The organism is Desulfovibrio sp. Fe33 (assembly GCF_028532725.1).
In the GTDB taxonomy this organism is placed as follows: Bacteria; Desulfobacterota; Desulfovibrionia; order Desulfovibrionales; family Desulfovibrionaceae; genus Pseudodesulfovibrio.
This window is the reverse complement of record NZ_JAQKGU010000008.1, coordinates 1-20179: the sequence shown is the minus strand read 5'-3', so window position 1 is coordinate 20179 and position 20179 is coordinate 1. Positions and strand designations below refer to the sequence as shown.

The window sequence follows — 20179 nt, the reverse complement described above, 5'->3', positions numbered from 1 at the left end:
GGTGACCATGAACATCGTCGACATACTTGGAATTGAAGACGAGGACTTCCGCATTGTTTTTGGAAGTACAAAGATAGACTACGACCCGGACAAGGACGAAATAAACCGTAAAAAGCATGGATACGCTCTAGAAAGCGGAGTCGATTTTTTGAACAGAATCATACAACCTTTCTCGTTATCACCAATGATGACCAGAAAAAAAGTTGTCGCAAATAACGAGTACGGTGATGAAGTTAGGCACAACCATCTTTGCTACGATGACCAAAACAACGTGGTATTCATGGTCACGACTATGCGCCCCGATGAAACCGTTCGGGTGATTCCTGTTCGTCCTGCAAGCAGAGAAGAAAGGGAGTTGTTTCAAGCAACTTACGGGTAGTTTTTTTACTCTACCTGCCGCAGGCTACAACCCCTTCTTTATCTCAATCCATTTATCCACCTGCGGCGGGACGTAATTCGCAAAGCGATCGATAAGCTCGCCCGGGTCCGGGCTGGTAAGGACCATGCGGCGGTGGTCGGCCATGAGGAACCCTTCGTCGACCATGCGGTTGAGATGGTCGGTCAGGCAGGCGTAGTACCCGGACACGTCGAGCAGGCCGCACGGCTTGGCGTGGTAGCCGAGCTGGTTCCAGGTCAGGACCTCGAAGAACTCCTCAAGGGTGCCGATGCCGCCGGGCAGGGCGATGAAGGCGTCGGAGAAGTCGGCCATGAGCTGTTTGCGCTCGTGCATGGAATTGACCACATGGGACTCGGACAGCCCCTTATGGGCGATTTCCTTTTCCACCAGACGCTTGGGGATGACGCCGATGACCTCCCCGCCCTCGGCCAGGCAGGTGTCGGCCAACCGGCCCATGAGACCGGTGGAGGACCCCCCGTAGACCAGTCCGATGTGGCGGGCGGCCAGTTCGCGGCCGAGGGCCACGGCGGCGGCCACATATGCCGGGTTGTTGCCGGGGTTGGACCCCAGGTAGACGCAGATTCGTTTCAGCTCCCTGGTCACTTGGCGGCCTCCACGGCTTTGCGCAGGTCTGCCACGAATTCGTCGACCATTTCCTCGGTGGTGGCCCAGGAGGTCATCCAGCGAACGGTGTGGTCGTGCTCGTCCCAGACATAGAAGTAATACTTTTCCAGCAGGATTTCCGTGGCCCGTGGCGGGATGTGCGCGAACAGGGAGTTGCAGTCCACGGTTCCCTTGATGTCCACGCCTTCGATGGCTCCCGCCTTGTCGGCCAGCCGTTTGGCCATGGCGTTGGCGTGCGTGGCGTTCTTGAGCCACAGGTCGTCGGCCAGGTAGGCTTCGAGCTGGGCCGAGACGAAACGCATCTTGGAGACCAGCTGCATGGCCTGTTTGCGCAGGTAGGGGAACCCTTCGCCTATGTCCGGGTTGAGGAACAGCACGGCCTCGCCCATGAGGCAGCCGTTCTTGGTGCCGCCGAAGGAAATGAAGTCCACGTCGAGCGCGGTGGTCATGTCGAAGAAGGAGCAGTCGAGCGCGGCGCAGGCGTTGGCAAGGCGCGCCCCGTCCATGTGCACGAGCAGGTCGCGGTCATGGGCGAACTCCACCAGGTCCTCGATCTCCTTCAAGGTGTAGAGCTTGCCGAGTTCCGTGGGCTGGGTGATGGAAATGACCTTGGGCTGCGATGCGTGGACGAAGCCGATGTGGCCGAGATAGGGGGCGACCATACCCGGCGTGAGCTTGCCGTCCTTGGACGGAATGGGCACCAGCTTGATGCCGCCGAACGCCTCGGGCGCTCCGCATTCGTCGTTGTTGATGTGGGCCTGGGCGGCACAGAGCACGGAGTTGTAGGTATGAGTGACGGAGCGCAGGCCGAGCACGTTGGCCGCTGTGCCGGTGGTCACGTAGTGGATGCGCGCCTGGGAGCCGAAGAATTCCTTGAACACCTCGTCGGTGTGGATGGACAGTTCGTCGTCGCCGTAGGATTTGCGGAATCCGGTGTTGGCCCGGACAACGGCCTCCATTACGGCCGGGTGGGCGCCCGCGTTGTTGTCGCTGGCAAAGGATTTCAGATCAGTCATTGTCGTTCTCCAGATCGAAGAAATTACGCACCGTGTCGGATTTGAGAAGAAGCTCGGCAAGGGTTTCGTAGCCCCCGGCCGCGGGATGGACGTTGTCGTAGGCCGCCAGCGCGGACGCGTAGGGCGCTGAGTCCTTGAGAGATTGGATTACCGGGACGCAGGGCACGCCGAGCCGGTCGCACAGGGACTCGAATCCCATTGAGAGCCGCGTGATGCGCTCTGTCCTGTCCTGGTCGCCCACGGGCGTGGGGCCGATGAACAGGGTGGGGCCTATGCCCTTGGCCTCGGACAGGATCGCCTCGGCGTTGTCGAAGGACGTCTGTGTGGGAACGTCGTTGGCGATGTCGGCCACGCCGAAGGAGAATATCAGGCGGGTGTTCTGGCCCGGCAGGAAGCGGAGAGCGAATTCGTCCCGCCAGCGGTTGAGAATCTTGATGGTGGTGTTGGCCCGGACGCCCAGGTTGTACCAGGTGAGGTCCTGGCCGCCGCGCATGAGCGCGGTCGCGATTCTGCCGGGCCAGCCGAGCCCGGTCGCGTCGCCGCAGCCCAGCGTCAGGGAGTCGCCGATGAAAAAGGTAATCATGGTTTCCTCTCGTTACTTGATCCGCGCGGTGGCGGACGTGATATCGATGGCGTACACGGCGGTGATGCCCAAAACCTGTTCGTTGTAGGGGAGTTCCCGGCCCGCGTACTTGCGGGTGATGCGGTCCAGGGCGCGCATTCTATCGTCGCCGTCCAGTGCGCGGGGCGTGCCGCCGCCCATTATCGAGCGGAAGCGGTATCCCCATTTGCAGGCGTTTTCGTCGCTGGTCCGGAGCTCTATGTCCACGGCCGCGGAGAAAGCCAGGGGCGCGCCCGAATTTAGGCAGGCGGCCTTGCGGCCCTTCATGCCGGAGTGGATGTAGAGCGTGTCGCCGTCCCGGGCGAAATTGACGGGGACGCAGTAGGGGCCGTCCTTGTCGGAAAGAGCCAGCCAGACGACCTCGGCTCTGTCCAGAATGTCGGAGATCACGGACTTGTCTTGGGTTACGTCTTTGCGCATGGTTCCTCCAATTTAATCAAAAACGGAAAACAGACTAGTAAGCTTCCATGGGGCCGAAGGCAAGCTTCGCACGCGCCATTTCCTCAACCGGGCCGCTGTGGACGCGGGGACGGTATGCGCTGGAGCAGCTTTCCGGCGCGGGATTCGCCCCGGCCGAACGGCTTGGGCCGAGCGGATGGAATGGGGCGGCAATGCGGAAACCTCTTGGAAATATCGGCGAAATTATCACGGGGTGTTGCTCTCGGGGCGAATGGTGTTATAATATTTACCGTAACCGCAACAGGAGCGACCTATGAGGCGACCCCAGGACAGGCCATTGCCGGTCCATTACGTACTGAGTTCATTTGATAAATTTTTCCGTATGGAGGCCGCAGGCGGCATCGCGCTGATGGTCTGCACCGTTGCCGCCCTGGTTTGGGCCAACTCGCCCTGGGCGGCAAGCTACCATGCGCTGTGGCAGACCAAGCTGACTGTGGGCGTGGGCAATTGGATTCTGTCCAAACCCGCGCTGTTGTGGATCAACGATGGCCTCATGGCCATTTTCTTTTTTCTCGTCGGGCTGGAGATCAAACGCGAATTGATGGTGGCCGGATTGTCCACGCCGAGCCAGACCATCATGCCCGTGGCCGCTGCCGTGGGCGGCATGGCCGTGCCCGCGCTCATCTTCTTTTCCCTGAACAACGGCCTGGATTCGGCTTCAGGATGGGGCATCCCCATGGCCACGGACATCGCCTTTGCCCTGGGCATAATGTCCCTGCTGGGCAGCCGGGTGCCTGTTGGGCTCAAGATTTTCCTGACCGCCGTGGCCATCGTGGACGACATCGGGGCCATTTTGGTCATCGCCGTCTTCTACACCGACACCCTGAATCTGCTGGCCCTCTTCATCGGGCTGGCCGCGCTCGCCTTCATGCTCATGCTCAACCTGGGCTGGCGCATCCGCAACTCCATTCCGTACATGGTGCTCGGCGTCGTGGTCTGGCTGGCCTTCCTCATGTCCGGCATTCACGCCACCATCGCGGGCGTGCTGGCGGCCATGACCATCCCGGCCGGAACTCGCATGAATTGCTCCACCTTCGTCGAGGAACTGCGCCAAGCGGCCGAGGTCTTCGAAATGGCCATCACGCCCGGCAAGACCGTGCTGACCAACAAGGAGCAGCAGATGGCCCTGCACTCCATGGAGCACGCATACGATGCGGCCACCACGCCGTTGCAGAACATCGAGCATTCCCTGCACCCGTGGGTGTCCTTCTTCATCATGCCCGTCTTCGCCCTGGCCAACGCGGGCGTGCTGCTGGATGCGAACGTCTTCCAGGAACTGCTCACGCCGGTTTCCCTTGGCGTGTTCATCGGCCTCGTGGTGGGCAAGCAGGTCGGTGTCGCCGGGGCGTGCTGGATTATCAACAAGTTGGGGCTGGCCTCGTTCCCGGACAGGACCACCATGGTCCATCTATGGGGCGCGTCCTGCCTCGCCGGCGTGGGCTTCACCATGTCCATCTTCATAGGCAATCTTGCGTTTGAAGAGGGCACGAACCTGGTGGCCCTGGCCAAGATCGCCATTCTTTTCGCCTCCCTGGTTTCGGGGGTGCTCGGCTATCTGGTCCTCAGATTCCTCGCCCCGGATGTCGGGAAGGACGGCCAGGAGGAACTCCCCACAGACGCCTAGCGGCCATATGCGAAAATGAAGCCCCCGCCGGTCGGATGATCGGCGGGGGCTTTTCGTGTCGCGGGCGGGGGCGGGATTATTGCACGGTGTAGATGGTCGTGGTCCCGGAGACTTCGTTCCCGACGATGAGCAGGGGAGTCCCGGAGGGGCTTTCCGAGGCGGGCACGAAAAGAAGTCCCTCGGGGCCGAGGTCGCCTGCGGTGCCTTTTCCCGGGTCGCCGGAGAAGTCGCGGTCCAGCCTATAGGTGACGAAGGCGGGCTTGCGGGGATCGGTGATGTCGAAGACCATGATGCCTCCCATCCGCTCAAGGCCCACAAAGACATAGGTGCGGCCGTCGATGACGCCGATCTCGGCGGATTCCGGCTCGGTCCCCTTGTCGTCCGAACGGTCGTCGAACTTGTTTTCGTCATTGGTGGCGTTGAACCATTCCGCATGGTCGCGGGCCAGGAAACGCTCGAACATGTCGCCGGAGTCGAAGACCAGGCCGCCGTTTTCGTCCCAGATGGAGAAGGAGCGTCCGCCGAAGGCCACGATGCGGTCGTAGTCGCCGTCTCCGTCGGTGTCGGACAGATCGGGAATGGTCTTGAGGCGGCCCAGGGCCTTCTTGTCCTTGAGAGCTTCGCCGTCGGGGAACGCCTTGGAGTCGAGGTCCGCCTTGCCCAGCCGCTTTTCGTCGGCATAGTCGCCGTACTCTCGGGAGTCGCCTTCGTTGGCGGTGATGAAATAATTGCGACCGTCCATGGCGAAGGCGGAGACGCCGTCGGGCATGTAGGCCGAGTATACGGGCCAGTGCTTCAGGTTGATGGCGCCGTCCTTGTCGCTGGCGTCCATGACGAGTCCGGACCAGTCCTTGAGGCCGAGGGGCAGTATCTTGGTCACGCGGGCTTCGGCGATGTCCACCACGGCCACGCTGTTGTTCTCCTGCAAGGTCACGAAGGCGAGGCGGGAATCAGGGGACACCGCGATATACTCGGGCTCAAGGTCCTGCGCCACGGTGGAGCCGGGGTGGGAAATACGCACGCCCTGTGCCTGGAGGTGTTCCTTGACCGGGTTGAAGGCGGTGAACCGGACACTGTGGTTGACGGCCTTGTCCAGTCCGGCGGAGATGTCGATGACGCTGACCGAGCCTTCGGGGTCGTTCGAGTAGTCGTCATTGGGTTCGCCCTCGCAGGCGGCCAGGATGTACTTGCCGTTCGGCGAGAAGGTGACCATGTCCGGCAGCGCGCCCACGCGGAAGGCGGCCAGGGTGCGCCCCATGCGGTCCACCACGACGACGTGTCCGGGTGCCTGTTTGGGATCGGCCTCGACGGCCACGGCGATCATGCCGTCATGGTAGGCCACCGAGTTGGCCCCCTTGCCGTATCGGGAAAAGTCGAAGCTGGTCTTTTTGACGGGTTTTGCGATGTCCGAAACGTCGAGGACGTCCACCACGTTCTTGTGGGCGTTGACCACGTAGACCTGTTTCCCCTCTGGGTCGAAGGCCACGATTTCGGCTGCGGATTCGTTGAAGATGCCGGATGAATACGTCCCGGCGGGAGTCAGTTCGAGGGCATGGGCCGAGGCGGCCATGAGCATGACGCTCAAGACGGCGAAGAATAGTCGATGCATTCCATCCTCCTGTGATGCGTTCAATGTCGGTGGAGGAGTAGCGTAGCACCGCCCGGTGACGGGGCGGTGAATCGACGGTGACGTTTGGCGTCTAGAATTCCATCAGACCCAGGGGGTCGAGGGCGGAGACTTCCACGCGCACAAAGGTGGCCACGTCAAAGAAGAGGTCCGAAGTTATCTCGGTCAGCCTCCATCGGCTGCCCGTGCCGAAGGAGTTCCACAGTTCGGTCTGGATGCCCTGCCTGACCTTGAAGGACACGGATTCAACCTCGGGTTCGGTCCCCTCCAGATAGGTCTGCATGAGCGGCACGAGGCCGCAGGTCACATGTTGCACATCGATGAGTTCGGGTTCCGTAGTCATGTCATTTACCTATGCAGAATGAGTCGAAGATGGAGTTGAGGATGTCGTTTGCCGCGATTTCGCCGGTGATGCCGGAGAGCACGTTGCAGGCTGTTTCCAGCCGCACGCTCAGGAGATCGTATGGGATTCCGGCCTCGGTGTCTTCGGCCAGACAGGCCAGCTCGCGGTTGGCTTCGGTCAGCACGGCCGCCTGGCGGGCGTTTGGGGCGAGTTCATCGGGATCGGGCTGGCCCGCGTTCCCAAGGACGCGTTCACGGATGCGGGAGGACAGAAGGTCCAGACCCGCGCCGCTCTTGGCCGAGACGGAGACGGTCTCCAGACCGAGTTCGGCAAGCGCTTCGCCGTTATTCGCGTCGAAAGCGCCGAGGTCCGCCTTGTTCAGCACGGCCAGTCCCTTTTCAGGGCCGATACGCCGTGCCGTTTCCAGGGTGTCGCCGTCAACAGGGACGGACCCGTCGGCGAGGATAAGGACGAGGTCGGCGCGGTCCATGAGTTCGCGACCCATTTCCAGACCGGCGGCTTCGATCGCGTCCTCTGTGGCGCGGATGCCGGCGGTGTCGGCCAGGCGCACGGTGAGGCCGTCCAGGTTCAGGGTTTCCTCGAGATAGTCGCGGGTGGTGCCCGGCTGGTCGGTGACGATGGCCCGGTTGCGGCCGAGCAGCCCGTTCATGAGGCTCGACTTGCCTGCGTTGACCCGGCCTGCCAGGACGACCAGCGCCCCTTCGCGCCAGGCGCGGGTGCGGTCCACCGCCTTGAGCAGCGAGCCGATTTCATCTCGCACTTCCCCCACGGTCCCGATCAGTTGTTCCGGGGACAGGCATTCCAGCTCTTCCTCGGGAAAATCCACTGCCACGGCGAGTTGGGCGCGCAACGTTTCAAGTCTGGCGCGAAGATCTGTTATCTTTTTGCCGAGCAGGCCGGAGAGTTTGACCTGGGCCAGGTGCATGGCCGCCTTGGTGGGAGCGTGGATCATCTCGGCCACGGCTTCAGCCTGGGAAAGGTCCATCCGGCCGTTCATGAAGGCGCGATAGGTGAATTCGCCGCGTTCGGCCAGACGTGCGCCACGGTCCAGGGCTTCCTGGAGCACGGCTCCGAGCACGGCGCGGCCGCCGTGGCAGTTGACCTCGACCACGTCTTCGCCCGTGTAGGAGTTGGGACCGGGCATGAAGGCGCAGAGGGCGTCGTCCAGAACCGCGCCGTCCGCGTCGGTCACATGCCCGTAGTGCAGCCGGTAGGGCCGGAAGTCCGTGAAGGTCTCCCGCGCGGGCCGGAACATGGCCCGGACGATGTCGCGGGCGCGCGGGCCGCTGATGCGGACGATGCCCACGCCGCCGTCGCCGGGCGGGGTGGCTATGGCCGCGATGGTGTCCTTGGAAAGCCTGGGATCGAGCATGGAGATTCCTTACAGGAGCTTCGGGGGAATGGCAAAAAGGAAAAGGGCCGCTACAGGGAGCGGCCCTTCAAATATACGACTTTCAATCCGGCGGCGCATTCGTTTTCCCGGACATGCCCGATCCGATGCGCGGAGGTCCGCGCCGACCGGAGTAGTCCGGAAGCCGTGAAGCCGTCGTCCGAAGCCGACGCCGCTAGTAGCGTGCGCGGCCGTTGCTCTTCCGGCTCTTGGGGACGATGAGCACGCGCTTCATGGGACCGTCACCCTTGGAGCGGGTGAAGACCGTCTCGTTGTCCTGCAGGGCCAGATGAATGACCCGACGATGATAGGAGGACAGGGGCTTGGTGGACTGGGTCCTGCCAAGGGAGTCCGCCTTCTCGGCCAGGTGCCAGGCGATCTGCCGCAGCTTGTCGTCCTGACGTTCCCTGTAGTCGCCGGTGTCCACCTGGATGCGCACCGAGTCGCCCATCTTGCGGGAGACCAGGCGGTTGACCAGGTACTGGATGGAGGAGAGGGTCTGGCCCTCGCGGCCGATAATCAGGCCGGAGTTCTCTTCGTCGTCGATGAAGACCTTGACCCGGTCGGACTCCAGGGTGATTTCCACGGAGGTTTCGCCCACGATGGGGGTCAGCATTTCGTTCATGACCTCGCGTACGGCGTTTTCCAGGGCTATCGGATCGAACGCCGACATGTCGGTGCGGGGATGCTCCTCGTGGGCCTCATCGAACTCATTGGATTCGCGGGGCTCACGGGGCTCTCGGGGGTCACGGGGTTCGCGCTGTTTCTTTTCGCGCGGCTTGCGTTCGCGTCCCTTCTTCTCGTTCCGGGGCTGGCGGGGCTTCTTCTCGCGCGGCTTGCGTGCGGGGGCCTCGTCGGACGGCTCGGGTTCGGCCACGTTGCCGTTGATGTCGTTGAATACTTCCTCCTCGATGAGGTTGCCGTTGGGCTCCTCTTCGAAGGTCTCCTCGGGTTCCGCAACCTCGACCGGAGCCGGTGCGGGTTCTTTCTCACGTCTGGGCTTGGCCTGACGCGCGGGCTTGGACTGCTTGGCCTCGCCGTTGAGGATGTCGGAAGCGTTCACCTGGGCACGGGGCCGGGCCTGGACCTTGGCCTTCTTCACGCCCATGAGGCCGAAGATTCCGGAGGAGCCTCCGGACAGGATTTCGATTTCCAGGCGTTCGCGCTGCAAGTTGAAATAGTTACAGGCGCTTTCGATCGCTTCGTCCAGGTCCTTTCCCTGGAATTCCTTGAAGTCGCTCATTCTCATATCCTTATCAAGCCGGGGCGGATAAGCCCCCCGGAGGCGTTAGTCGTTGCTCTTGGCCGTTTTGGCTTTGGACTTTCTGGCGATCATCAACTGCTGCCCGATGGACAGGAGGTTGTTGAAGAGCCAGTAGATGACCAGGCCGGACGGGAACTGCAGGAACATGAAGGTGAAGACCAGCGGCATGAACAGCATGATCTTCTGCTGAGTGGGATCGCCCGCGCTCGGGGTCATCTTCTGCTGCAGGAACATGGACGCGCCCATGATGATAGGCGTGACGTAATACGGGTCCTTGGCGGACAGGTCGGCCAGCCAGGGAAGGTCGGTGAAGGGCACATGGGCGATGAAGGGAGCGTGTCGCAGTTCCACCGCGCCGAGCAGGGCCTTGTAGAGGCCGAAGAAGACGGGGATCTGGACGACCATGGGCAGACAGCCGCCCATCGGGTTGACCTTGTAGGTCTTGTAAAGGGCCATGGTCTCCTGGTTGAGACGCTGCTTGTCGTCGCCGTACTTCTCGCGCAGCTTGGCGACCATGGGCTGAAGCTTCTTCATCTGCTCCATGGAAGCGTAGCTTTTCTGGGACAGGGGCCAGAAGAGCAGCTTGATGATGATGGTCAGGATGATGATGGCCACGCCGTAGTTGCCGATGAAGCCGTAGAAGAAGTTCAGACCGACCAGCAGGGGCTTGGCCAGGAAGTCGAACCAGCCGAAGTTGACCGCGTCGCTCAAATCGTTGGGCATCTGGGCGAGCATCTTGCGATCCGTGGGACCGACGAAATAGGAGGTCTTCAAGGTCTTGGCGACGTTCGGCAGGAACGTGGCCTTGTCGGTCACGGCCATGCGGAAGACGTTGTCCTGAAGGCCCGCGGACATGGATGCGTCCTCGGTTTTGGGCATGATCGCGAACAGGAAGTAGTTGGACTCGATGGCCCCCCACTTGAGGCCGCCGGGCGCGGACAGCCCTTCATCCCGCAGGTCGTCGCGGTCGCTCACTTCCTTGCGGGTGTCGCTGGTCAGGAAGGCGACCTTGGTCGGATTGTACCGGTCGTCCTCATCGGACATGGACTTGGCGGCGGCGGTGAAGGACATCGCGCCCTCCGCGCCGATCGCGTTAAGGTTGGTGATGGTGGCGGATTCGTCGATGAGATAGGTGTCGGCATGGAAGGTCAGGACGCGTTCCACGCGATAGCCGTCGACCTGGCCGGTAAAGGTCAGGGTCTTGGTGCCGTCGCCCTCGGCGAGGGTCAGGTCGGAACCGGTGAAGGCCCAGTTGCCGCGCTTCCAGGTGTGGTATTCCTTGTCGTTCAGGGTCAGAATAAGACCCAGCGGTCCCTTGGCGAAGGCGTTGGCGCCCACCAGGTCGACATTGGGGGAATCCGCGTCGATGGTCTCGCGGTAGTTCTTCAGTATGAACTTTTCGAGCACGCCGCCCTGGGAAGTGAACACGGCGGTATACAGCGGGGTGTCCACCGTCACGGGCACACCGTCGGTGGGAATGAATTCGGGAACGGGAGCGGTTTCCGCAGCGGCCTTGGCGGCTTGGGACTGCTCGGTGAGGGCGGCCGTCTTCTGTTCGGCTTCGGCGGCCTTGCGGGCCATTTCCGCCTTTTCTTCCGCCGAGGGTCCAGTGATGTATTGCCATCCGAAGAGGACAATGAAGCTCAGGACCAGGGCAATTACAAGACGGATTTGCTCCTTCTTCTCCATGGGGTGAATCTCGCTTTGGTTGTGGAGTCGGGCCAAACGGCCGGGACGGGGTCATATCCCCCGCGGCAAAGAGGTTGGCAACGGAGGAGACGCCAAAGCGTAAGAAGGCACCCCTTGATGACGCCGTGTCTGATCAGGGCTTCCTTGGCGTACTGGGAGCACGTCGGATAGAACCTGCAGGCCGGAGGCAGCAAGGGGGAGATGAGTTTCTGGTAAAACCAAATGAGCGCCAAGAATAGCGAGCGCATCATTTCCTCTCTAAGAGGCCTCCGCTTTCGAGCACAAGCGGCCCAAAAGCGGGGTGAACTCTTCCGTGGCGAGAGCGAGGGTCAGCTGCTTGGCCTCAAGGTTCCGCTTCGGAACAATGACAATATCCAGAGGCAAATCAAAATCGAATTGATGCAGCCTGAAATACTCGCGCACCACCCTCTTTATACGGTTGCGCGCCACCGCGTGCCCCATCTTTTTACTGACAGTCAGACCCAGGCGGTATCCGCCTGAGAGGTCGCTGCGCTTGAGGATGAACAGGATGAAACTTTTCGTGAAATGCTTCTTGCCCTGCTCGTAACAAGCTGTGAATTCAGGGCTTCGGAGCAGCCGGCGCTCCTTGTTCCAAGTTAGACGGCTAATCTCTTGCGACCTTTGGCGCGACGGCGCGCAAGCACTTTGCGACCATTCTTGGTGCGGGAACGCACCAGGAATCCGTGGGTTCTTTTGCGACGGCATTTGCTGGGCTGGTAAGTACGTTTCATATCCAATTATCTCCTAAAGAGTGATATTATGCTAGAAGTTGCGTCGAACGGAAGCATATAACCGCTGTCATGAGGGTCGTCAAGCTGTATTTTGGGAACGATCCCGACTGCCGACTTTCGGCCGAGCGGCTTTTCTGCTACAAGTTTTTCCTTCGCTTGGCGAGCGAAAAAATGCCCGTTTTTGCGATTGTTCCGATCTTAACCATAGTTAGGGAATATATCCCGGAGGCCTCATGGACAAACCCATGGACAATTATTGGAGTCTGAACCTTGCTGATCTCATGGAGCAGCTTGAGAATAACGGCTTCGACGCCTATCTGGCCGCGTCTCTGGACGACGCGCGCGCCATCGTGATCGACGAAATATTGCCCGCGCTCGCGCCGAAGACGGTTTCATGGGGCGGGTCAGCCACGCTGGCCGCTTCCGGGCTCTACGAGTACCTGCGCGATTGTCCCGACTTCGAGGCGCTGGACACCTGGGACAAGGCCCTTTCTCCCGAGGAGAAGTACGAGTTGCGCCGAAAATCTCTGCTGGTCGACTGCTTTTTTGCGGGCACCAACGCCGTTACGCGCGACGGCCACCTGGTCAACCTCGACAAGTGCGGCAACCGCACCGGGGCTATCTCTTTCGGACCGCGCAACGTGGTCCTTCTCGTCGGCCGCAACAAGCTTGTTCCCGACCTCGAGCGGGCCATGGAGCGGATCAAGGAGTACGTGGCCCCGGTCAATACCATGCGGCTGGACGCGAAGACGCCCTGCGTCAAGACCGGCTACTGTATGGATTGCTCCTCCCCGGACCGCATCTGCAACGTTTGGGCGATTACGGAAAAGTCCTTCCCCAAGGGACGCATCAAGATTGTTCTCATCAACTCGGACGAGGGGTTCTAGGGACGGGAAGGGGGGCGTTGGCTCTCTTTCCCGATCTTTCTCCGGAACGTTTCGGCTCCGCTGAAGCGTGTGTGGAAAGTATGTTCGTTTCTTGTTCGTTGTTTTTCCGACTGTGGATAAGGTGTTTGTAATGGTGTTCGTAAGTTGTTCCGTATTGGGAACAAGGCGTTGGAGGGGTTGATGGCGGCCGGTAGGCATCTTTCCACAGATCGGGGGTACCGCAGGGCGATCCGTCCGCGTGAGGGCGAGGTCCGTTTTCAGGTTGCGGTTGAGCAGACGGATTTGCTTGTGGTGGCCGAAATCGATTTACACAATGAAATCGCAGCATTCGTCTCGCAGGTACGCGGCGAGATCAAGAATTGGATACTGTTTCATCCCGAGTTTGCCGAGAGTCTGGAGCCGGTGGCCGTTCCGGGCGATGCGCCGGAGATCGTTCGGGCCATGGCTTCGGCCGCCGAGGTCTGCGGAGTCGGCCCAATGGCCGCCGTTGCCGGTGCGGTGGCCCAGGCCGTGGGCGATGCGTTCGCCGAACACAGCCCGAACATTTTGGTGGAAAACGGCGGGGACGCCTATCTTCGGTCCACGCGCGAAAGGGTTGCGGCCCTGCTGGCTGATCCGGGTTCCGGGGCGTCCGTGGGTCTTCGCATCGAAGCCGGGGCCTTTCCCGTCGCCCTGTGCGCCTCGAGCGGCACTATCGGCCACTCCCTGAGCCTGGGGTCCGGCGACCTCGTGGCGGTGCGTTCGCGGGATGCGCGGCTGGCCGATGCAGCGGCCACGGCCCTGTGCAACATGCTCAATACCGGGAGAGACCTGGACCGCGTGCTTCGCCGGGCGCGGGATTTGGCTCCCCTCGGGCTGGATGGAGTTTTCGCCCAGTATGACGCCAAAGTGGCCGTGTGGGGCGACCTTGAGCTGGTGGCTCTCGATTAGAGGGGGCGGCCGTACATCCACAGGTCCGTGGTTCTTCCCCATTTGCGGACCACGCCCCGGCGCACTCCCTCATGTGCGAAGCCGGTTTTTTCAAGCACCCGGCGGGAAGCCGGATTCCAGCCGAAGCAACTGGCCGAGAGTTGCTCCACGTCGGTTTCTTCCCGCATGTAGCGGATCAGCGCGGCGACCATCTCGGTGGCCAGGCCCCGGCCCCACCATGCGGTGCCGAGCCAGTATCCCACGGTCGCTGTGTGCGCCTCCACGCCGACGCCCCGGATGGCCCCGCAGCCGCCAGCAAGCTCCCCGTCGCTGGACACGGCGAACTGCCATTTGTTCTCGCCCGCTCCGTCGCGGCTCCATTGGATCATGCGTTTGGCCGCCTCCTCGTCATAGGGGTAGGGGAACCGGAAGGAAGTGTTCCACGATATGTCGCGGGTGTCGGCCAATGGCGGCACCAGGGGAATGTCCTCCACTCTCCATGGGCGCAACAGGCAGCGTTCCGTGTTTATCTCGACCAGCATGAATTCGTTCACAACGGTTGTTCTCCTTGCGCATCGCGCCGGGCGTCGAATGAACAGGGCGGCCTATCGCCCGGCCACGGCGTTGCGGCCGGATTTCTTGGCTTCGTACAGCGCATCGTCGGCCCGTTTGAGCAGGTCGTTGACGGAGTCCGAGGCGCGCAGGGCCGCGACCCCGATGGAAACGGTGACGGTAAGGTCCCCCGCGTCGGTCGGGATGACCATGGCCTCGGCCGTGGCCCGGATGCGTTCGGCCACCGTCATGGCTTGCCCGGCGTCGGTTTCCACCAGCAGGGCGGCGAATTCCTCTCCGCCCAGGCGGGCGAAGATATCGTTTTGTCTGAAGTCGGCCCGGCAGCGCAAGGCGAAGGCGCGCAGGACTTCGTCGCCGACGGCGTGCCCGTATGTATCATTGATTTCCTTGAAGAAGTCGAGATCACACATGAGTACGGACAACGGGTGAGAGAATCTTCTCGCGCGGGCCAATTCGTTTTTGGCGCGCTGGAAAAAGGCGTGGCGGTTGTACGATCCGGTCAATTGGTCGCGGGTTGCCATGCGTTGCAGCCTGGCTTCGAGACGCCGCTTGTCGGTCACGTCGTGGACGATGGAGTAGTGGAGCTGGCGTCGCCCCAGCGAAACGGGTCCGGTGAATACCTCCACGTGCCGGCGGGTGCCGTCCTTGAGGGTATGCACGTGCTTGAAGTAGTTGCGCCGCTCCTCGGTGGCCTCCTTGAGTTCCTGGTAAACCTGGGCGTCGGTCATGCAGTCCACCTCCCGCATGGTCATGGAGGTCATCTCCGCGTTCGAGTAGCCGTAAAACCGGCAGGCGGCCGGGTTGGCGAACTGGATGGACAGGTTCAGGGGATCGTGGAGAATCATGGCCGCCTTGTTTTCCTCGAAAAAGGCGCGGTACAGCTCGTCGCGTTCCTCCATGGCCCGTTCAGCTTCCACCCGGTCGGTGATGTCCTGGAGAATGCCGTTGAATGTGCCGTCCGGGTTCATCCGGCCGGACATCTCCGCCCATATGAGCCCTCCGTCCACCCGGCGCAAACGAAGCCTGAAGCGGGATATCTCGCCGGTTTCACCCAGGCGCGTCCAGAGCCTGACTCGGTCGTCGGGATCGACATAATGGGACGATACGTCGATTTCCGGCAGCTCGTCGATGGACTCATAGCCCAGTATGGCCGCCAGGGTTTTGTTCGCTCCGAGAATGACGCCGTTTGAGTTGGTCACGTAGATGCCGACCTGCGCGTTTTCGAAGAGCTGGCGATAGACCTTTTCGCTCTTGATTACGGCCGCGTTCCGGTCGGCGAGGCGTTCGAGCATGTCGTTGTGGGCCTGGACGACCTCGCCGATTTCATCGTCGCTTCGCCATTCGGCCTCGGTTCGGCGGCCGGTTTCGGTTGTGGTCCGGATGGCCTTCCGCAGGGCTTTGAGCGGGCGGTTCACCGCTCTGTTGAAGGCGTAGGCGGCCCCGGAGAAAGTGAGTACTATGATGAGCGTAACCAGGGCCATGTCGCGCAGGAGGGCCAGCTTAAGCCGCTCCTCGGCGAAGGTGTATGTGTAATGGATGGCCAGTTTGCCCATGTCCGTGCGGCTTCCGTCCGGTTGTCGGCGATAGATGTCCCGCCAAACGGTCAGCAGGCCCCCGACGCGATCTTCGGGCGTTATGCCGTAGGCAAGGAAGAGCTTGCCGTTTTCGTCGTAAACCTCGGCTCCGAGTATGGCGGTATGGCTCGAAATGGCTCCCAGGGCGCTGACCATTTCCTCTGTATGGAAGTTCCAAAGGAGTCCGTCCAGGACCCGGCAGGTGGCTGTGGCGAAGATACCGACCTCGGTGTCGATATCGGCCAGAAGATCACGCCGGGTGAAATGCCATGTGAGGAGCATGAGCAGCAGGGCGGCTGCGAGCGCGAGGGGCAGGAAGCGCACCAGAGCCTTGAAGATCAGGGATTTTGCGCCGAACCTGGTCGGGGGCCTGCGTTCATGGGCCTGTGCCCGTTCGGTTTTTTTGTTTTCGGCGGTCATGGGGCGGACGCTCTCCTCAAGCCTGCGTGTTTACCACGCCGTGGAATCTACGGATTCCGAAGGCGGGCCGTCCATGCCCGCCGCCGGTCGTTTTCACGGTTTGCTTCCGTCCGGTATTGAAGCCCAAATCAGTAGGGCGGAGGTTCCTCAGATTCGATGGCGAGGCGGCGTTCGAGGCGAGGGGCTCGCGGATGCACGATGTGGAGCCCCCCTTGTTCATGGGAAAAGCGGAAAGAGCGAAGATGACGGCCAAGCGGAAGACCTCCCAAAGGGTCGAGGGTTAGTCTTCTATTCGTATCGGAATATTATCCTTAGTGGAAGAATGCATTCAATTATAGATTATTCGCAGAAGCCGTCACCCGTCGTTGCGAAGGGGCGGCCGCGACGCTCTGTTTGGGAGCGGCCCGGCAGCAAGGTTTTGTCCGCTGACGCTTGAGAGGAAAGCATTCTGTGATTTTTGTCACGTGTTCTTGTCAAGTCCTAGTTTGCCGATTCGCTTGAAAGTTTTTTGAAGTTGCCTATTGATTTTGTTTGTAAAGCGCGATACGACTTTGTTAATTAATTTTTCCGGGGGGTTATAGCACGAACTTGGAAAAAGAATGCGAATCGTGTCACGCATACGGTATTCGTGGCAAGGAGATGGCTTAGGTGCGAGTTCGGGCGTGTGCCCGACGGTTATGCTGGGAATAACGGTGTTCTCTTCATAACAGACTCATTTTATTACGGAGGTGTTCTATGAAATTTTCCGTAGGTCATGGCAAGGAAGGAGCCGTGGAACGGCTGGAAAAACGCGGCGTTTCTCGCCGTGATTTCATGAAGTTCTGCGGAACCGTGGCCGCAGTGATGGGCATGGGGCCTGCTTTTGCCCCGAGAATTGCGGAAGCCCTCACGGCCGACAACAGGCCCAACGTGATCTGGTTGCACAACGCCGAATGTACCGGTTGTTCCGAATCCATCCTGAGGACCGTCGAGCCTTATATCGATGCCCTCATCTTGGATTACATTTCGCTGAACTACCATGAGACCATCATGGCCGCTGCGGGTCACGCCGCCGAGAAGGCCCTGTGGGATACGGTCAACGCCGGCAATTTCGTCGCCGTCATCGAGGGTGGCGTGCCCACCGCTCCGGCCGGCACCGCCAACGAGCCCGGCGCTTACGGCAAGGTCGGCGGTCACACCATGCTGGAGACCACCACCAAGGTAGTCAACGCGGCCGCCGCCACCATCACGTACGGCACCTGCGCCTCCTACGGTGGCGTCCAGAAAGCCGCTCCGAACCCCACCGCCGTCAAGGGCGTCGGTGAGCTGTTCCCCGGCAAGGCCATCATCAACGTTCCCGGCTGTCCGCCGAACCCGTTCTCCCTGGTCGGCACCATCGTGCACTTCCTCACCAAGGGCATCCCCGAGCTCGACGATGTCGGGCGTCCGATCCCCTTCTACGGCGAGACCGTACACGACAACTGCCCGAGGCAGGAGCACTTCGACATGGACGAATTCGCACCTTCCTTCGGTTCCGAAGAGGCTCGCAAGGGCTGGTGTCTGCGTAAACTCGGTTGTCGTGGTCCCGAGACCTTCAACAACTGCCCCACGGTCAAGTTCAACCAGTACAACTGGCCTGTCCAGGCCGGTCATCCCTGCATCGGCTGCTCGCAGCCCGATTTCTGGGATGGAGCCGATTGGGACGGCGAAACCTACATGTACGCCGATCTGACCGAACTTTAATCGGTCGTCCGTACGGGTTTCGTTCAACTAACGCAGACAGAATCAGAATTCTCAAGGAGGATACAATATGTCCGGTTGCTCCCCTAAAGCCGCCCCGATGGCGCACGGGAAACACGATGTCGTAGTTGATCCGGTCACCAGGATCGAGGGTCACCTGCGCATTGAAGCCGTGGTCGAAGATGGCAAGATCGTTGATGTCCGCAGCAGCTCCCAGCTGTTCCGCGGTCTGGAGATCATCCTCAAGGGTCGTGATCCCCGCGATGCCCAGCACTTCACCCAGCGTTCCTGCGGCGTTTGCACCTACACGCACGCGCTCGCTTCCATCCGCTGCGTCGACAACGCCGTCGGCGTGGATAAAGTGCTGCCCCACAACGCAACCATCATCCGCAACCTGGTGATGGCCGCGCAGTTCATGCATGACCACATCGTGCACTTCTATCATCTTCATGCCCTGGACTTCGTCGACGTGGCCGGCTGCCTGTCCGCCGACGTCAACAAGACCGCTGAAATCGCCGTCGCCGTCGCCAAGACCGTGCGTCCGAATCCGAAGATCGTCTCTTCCAAGGAAGAGCTTCAGAAGACCAAGGACACCGTCAAGGGCATCGTCGAGTCCGGCCGTTTGGGCATCTTCACCAACGCCTACTTCCTCGGCGGCCATCCGGCTTACGTGCTGCCGCCCGAGGTCAACCTGCTTGCCACCAACCACTACCTGAACGCCCTGCATCTGCAGGTCAAGGCCGCTCGCGCCATGGCAGTGTTCGGCGCCAAGAACCCGCACACCCAGTTCACCGTCATGGGCGGCGTGACCTGTTACGAAGCCCTGACCGACAAGTACATCAATGACTTCCTGGCCCTGTACGCCGACATCAAGGACTTCATTCTTGACTGCTACATCCCGGACCTCATTGCCGTGGCCAGCTACTACAAGGATTGGGCCTCCATCGGCGGCACCACCAACTTCATGAGCTTCGGCGAATACCCGGCTCAGGGCGGCGAAGCCGACCTGAACTCCCGTTACGTCAAGCCCGGTGTCATCTTCGACCGCGACATCAAGAACGTGATGGCCTTCGATCCTTCCAAGATCGAGGAGCACGTCAAGCATTCCTGGTACAAGGACGACACTCCGAAGCATCCTTACGCCGGTGTCACGGATCCCATGTACACCAGCCTGGACGACAAGACCAAGTACTCCTGGATGAAGGCTCCCCGTTATGACGGTCGCGCCACCGAGGTCGGCCCCCTGGCCACCTGCCTGGTCAACTACGGCCTGGGCCATCCCGAGTTCGTCAAGTACGTCAACTTCGTCCTCGGCAAACTGGAAGTCGGCCCCGAGGCCCTGTTCTCCACCCTGGGCCGCACCGGCGCCCGTGGTATCGAGTGCCTCATCACCTGCCTGAAGACCGAAGACATGGTCAACGATCTGAAGGAAAACATCGCCAAGGGCGACCTCGACATCTGCAAGGATTGGGATATGCCCTCCGAAGCTCAGGGTGTCGGTTTCGTCAACGCCCCGCGCGGTGGCCTGAGCCACTGGATCAACATCAAGGGCGGCAAGATCGACAACTTCCAGCTCGTGGTCCCGTCCACCTGGAACCTCGGTCCCCGCTGCGACATGAACGTGCCCGGCCCGACCGAAGAGGCTCTGCTGGACAACACCCCGATCGCCGATCCGGAACGCCCGGTCGAGATCCTGCGTACCGTCCACTCCTATGACCCCTGCATCGCCTGCGGCGTGCACGTCATCGACAACAAGACCGGTAACGTCAAAAAGTTCCGCGTCCTGTAATCACACAGACGCGAACTCGCGAAAGACATGGGGCCCGGCATATGCCGGGCCCCTTTTTTTTGGGATTTACATATTCCCCAACTTTCGCGGCAGAACTCCCGCAGAGTGAAAAGCCCGCGCCGAAGGCGCAAATGGGGATGCAAGGGTGCGAGCCCTTGCCCGCCGGAGGCGAAATCATCCGGCTATCGCCGCGAAGCGGCTTTCACAACCTGATTTTCCTCCTCAAGGAGATAAAGAGGAGTTCTCCCCTTTGGGGAATCAACAAACCAAACTCACACGTTCTCGGCAGAACGCCGCAGAGCGAAAAGCCCGCGCCGAAGGCGCAAAAGGGGATGCAAGGGTGCGAGCCCTTGCCCGCCGGAGGCGAAATCACCCGACTACCGCCGCGAAGCGGCTTTCACAACCTGATTTTCCTCCTCAAGGAGATAAAGAGGAGTTCTCCCCTTTGGGGAATCAACAAACCAAACTCACACGTTCTCG

Annotated in this window: 20 protein-coding genes; 6 read left to right on the top strand and 14 right to left on the bottom strand. The window is 61.0% G+C overall.

The genetic code is table 11. From position 1 onward, the window contains the following. The first annotated feature begins 7 nt into the window (after positions 1-7). On the top strand, positions 8-379 hold the full coding sequence (locus tag PSN43_RS11130) for a hypothetical protein (protein ID WP_272700798.1): 372 nt from the start codon (positions 8-10) through the stop codon (positions 377-379). A gap of 24 nt (positions 380-403) precedes the next feature. Here PSN43_RS11130 and PSN43_RS11125 read toward each other — a convergent pair whose 3' ends face one another. The 4 genes from PSN43_RS11125 to PSN43_RS11110 are packed head-to-tail and all read right to left on the bottom strand — an operon-like array spanning position 404 to position 3079. Then, on the bottom strand, positions 404-1000 hold the full coding sequence (locus tag PSN43_RS11125; protein WP_272700797.1) for a TIGR00730 family Rossman fold protein: 597 nt from the start codon (positions 998-1000) through the stop codon (positions 404-406). Beyond that, positions 997-2037 (bottom strand): threonine aldolase family protein, encoded by a 1041-nt coding sequence (locus PSN43_RS11120; RefSeq protein WP_272700796.1) that lies wholly within the window; start codon positions 2035-2037, stop codon positions 997-999. Before PSN43_RS11120 ends, PSN43_RS11125 begins: the two co-directional genes overlap by 4 nt. After that, the gene (locus PSN43_RS11115) at positions 2030-2620 is read right to left on the bottom strand and encodes a GDSL-type esterase/lipase family protein (RefSeq protein WP_272700795.1); all 591 of its coding nucleotides are present in this window, start codon (positions 2618-2620) and stop codon (positions 2030-2032) included. The genes PSN43_RS11120 and PSN43_RS11115 overlap by 8 nt, the downstream gene beginning before the upstream one ends. A 12-nt stretch (positions 2621-2632) precedes the next feature. Continuing rightward, on the bottom strand, positions 2633-3079 hold the full coding sequence (locus PSN43_RS11110) for a pyridoxamine 5'-phosphate oxidase family protein (RefSeq protein WP_272700794.1): 447 nt from the start codon (positions 3077-3079) through the stop codon (positions 2633-2635). A gap of 292 nt (positions 3080-3371) precedes the next feature. Between PSN43_RS11110 and nhaA the strand changes: the two genes are divergently transcribed. Beyond that, positions 3372-4742: a Na+/H+ antiporter NhaA gene (gene nhaA, locus PSN43_RS11105; protein WP_272700793.1), complete on the top strand. Its 1371-nt coding sequence runs from the start codon at positions 3372-3374 to the stop codon at positions 4740-4742. 76 nt (positions 4743-4818) lie between these two features. On the opposite strand, the gene PSN43_RS11100 is transcribed toward nhaA, so the two are convergent. The 8 genes from PSN43_RS11100 to rpmH all read right to left on the bottom strand — a co-directional run bounded on the left by PSN43_RS11100 (position 4819) and on the right by rpmH (position 11828). Beyond that, positions 4819-6351, bottom strand: a complete 1533-nt coding sequence (locus PSN43_RS11100) for a choice-of-anchor I family protein (protein WP_272700792.1) — start codon at positions 6349-6351, stop codon at positions 4819-4821. 91 nt (positions 6352-6442) lie between these two features. Continuing rightward, a complete protein-coding gene (locus tag PSN43_RS11095) occupies positions 6443-6712 on the bottom strand; it encodes a hypothetical protein (protein WP_272700791.1) in 270 nt (89 codons plus the stop codon). A 1-nt stretch (position 6713) separates the two neighbouring features. Further along, entirely contained in the window at positions 6714-8105 is a 1392-nt protein-coding gene (gene mnmE / locus PSN43_RS11090) for a tRNA uridine-5-carboxymethylaminomethyl(34) synthesis GTPase MnmE (protein ID WP_272700790.1), read from the bottom strand. Between the two features lie 193 nt (positions 8106-8298). Beyond that, the gene (locus tag PSN43_RS11085) at positions 8299-9366 is read right to left on the bottom strand and encodes a Jag family protein (RefSeq protein WP_272700789.1); all 1068 of its coding nucleotides are present in this window, start codon (positions 9364-9366) and stop codon (positions 8299-8301) included. Positions 9367-9411: 45 nt separating this feature from the next. After that, entirely contained in the window at positions 9412-11076 is a 1665-nt protein-coding gene (gene yidC, locus PSN43_RS11080; RefSeq protein WP_272700788.1) for a membrane protein insertase YidC, read from the bottom strand. Further along, entirely contained in the window at positions 11046-11324 is a 279-nt protein-coding gene (gene yidD / locus PSN43_RS11075; protein WP_272700787.1) for a membrane protein insertion efficiency factor YidD, read from the bottom strand. The genes yidC and yidD overlap by 31 nt, the downstream gene beginning before the upstream one ends. Before the next feature lie 10 nt (positions 11325-11334). Next, positions 11335-11706, bottom strand: coding sequence for a ribonuclease P protein component (gene rnpA, locus PSN43_RS11070; protein WP_336314037.1), 372 nt, complete (start codon positions 11704-11706; stop codon positions 11335-11337). Next, positions 11694-11828: a 50S ribosomal protein L34 gene (gene rpmH, locus PSN43_RS11065; protein WP_071546398.1), complete on the bottom strand. Its 135-nt coding sequence runs from the start codon at positions 11826-11828 to the stop codon at positions 11694-11696. The genes rnpA and rpmH overlap by 13 nt, the downstream gene beginning before the upstream one ends. 233 nt (positions 11829-12061) lie before the next feature. On the opposite strand from rpmH, the gene PSN43_RS11060 reads away from it, so the two are divergent. Then, positions 12062-12715 carry a lactate utilization protein gene (locus PSN43_RS11060; protein ID WP_272700786.1) on the top strand — a complete coding sequence of 218 codons (654 nt, stop codon included), beginning with the start codon at positions 12062-12064 and terminating at the stop codon, positions 12713-12715. Between the two features lie 180 nt (positions 12716-12895). Then, positions 12896-13645, top strand: coding sequence for a UPF0280 family protein (locus tag PSN43_RS11055; protein WP_272700785.1), 750 nt, complete (start codon positions 12896-12898; stop codon positions 13643-13645). Here PSN43_RS11055 and PSN43_RS11050 read toward each other — a convergent pair. Both PSN43_RS11050 and PSN43_RS11045 read right to left on the bottom strand, forming a co-directional pair. Then, complete coding sequence (locus tag PSN43_RS11050) at positions 13642-14178, bottom strand: GNAT family N-acetyltransferase (RefSeq protein WP_272700784.1); 537 nt, start codon at positions 14176-14178, stop codon at positions 13642-13644. The genes PSN43_RS11055 and PSN43_RS11050 overlap by 4 nt on opposite strands. Before the next feature lie 51 nt (positions 14179-14229). Beyond that, positions 14230-16191, bottom strand: coding sequence for a diguanylate cyclase (locus tag PSN43_RS11045; RefSeq protein WP_272700783.1), 1962 nt, complete (start codon positions 16189-16191; stop codon positions 14230-14232). 735 nt (positions 16192-16926) lie between these two features. On the opposite strand from PSN43_RS11045, the gene PSN43_RS11040 reads away from it, so the two are divergent. Beyond that, positions 16927-17913 (top strand): hydrogenase small subunit, encoded by a 987-nt coding sequence (locus PSN43_RS11040; RefSeq protein WP_272700782.1) that lies wholly within the window; start codon positions 16927-16929, stop codon positions 17911-17913. Between the two features lie 67 nt (positions 17914-17980). Further along, a complete protein-coding gene (locus PSN43_RS11035) occupies positions 17981-19699 on the top strand; it encodes a nickel-dependent hydrogenase large subunit (protein WP_272700781.1) in 1719 nt (572 codons plus the stop codon). Positions 19700-20179 lie beyond the last annotated feature (480 nt).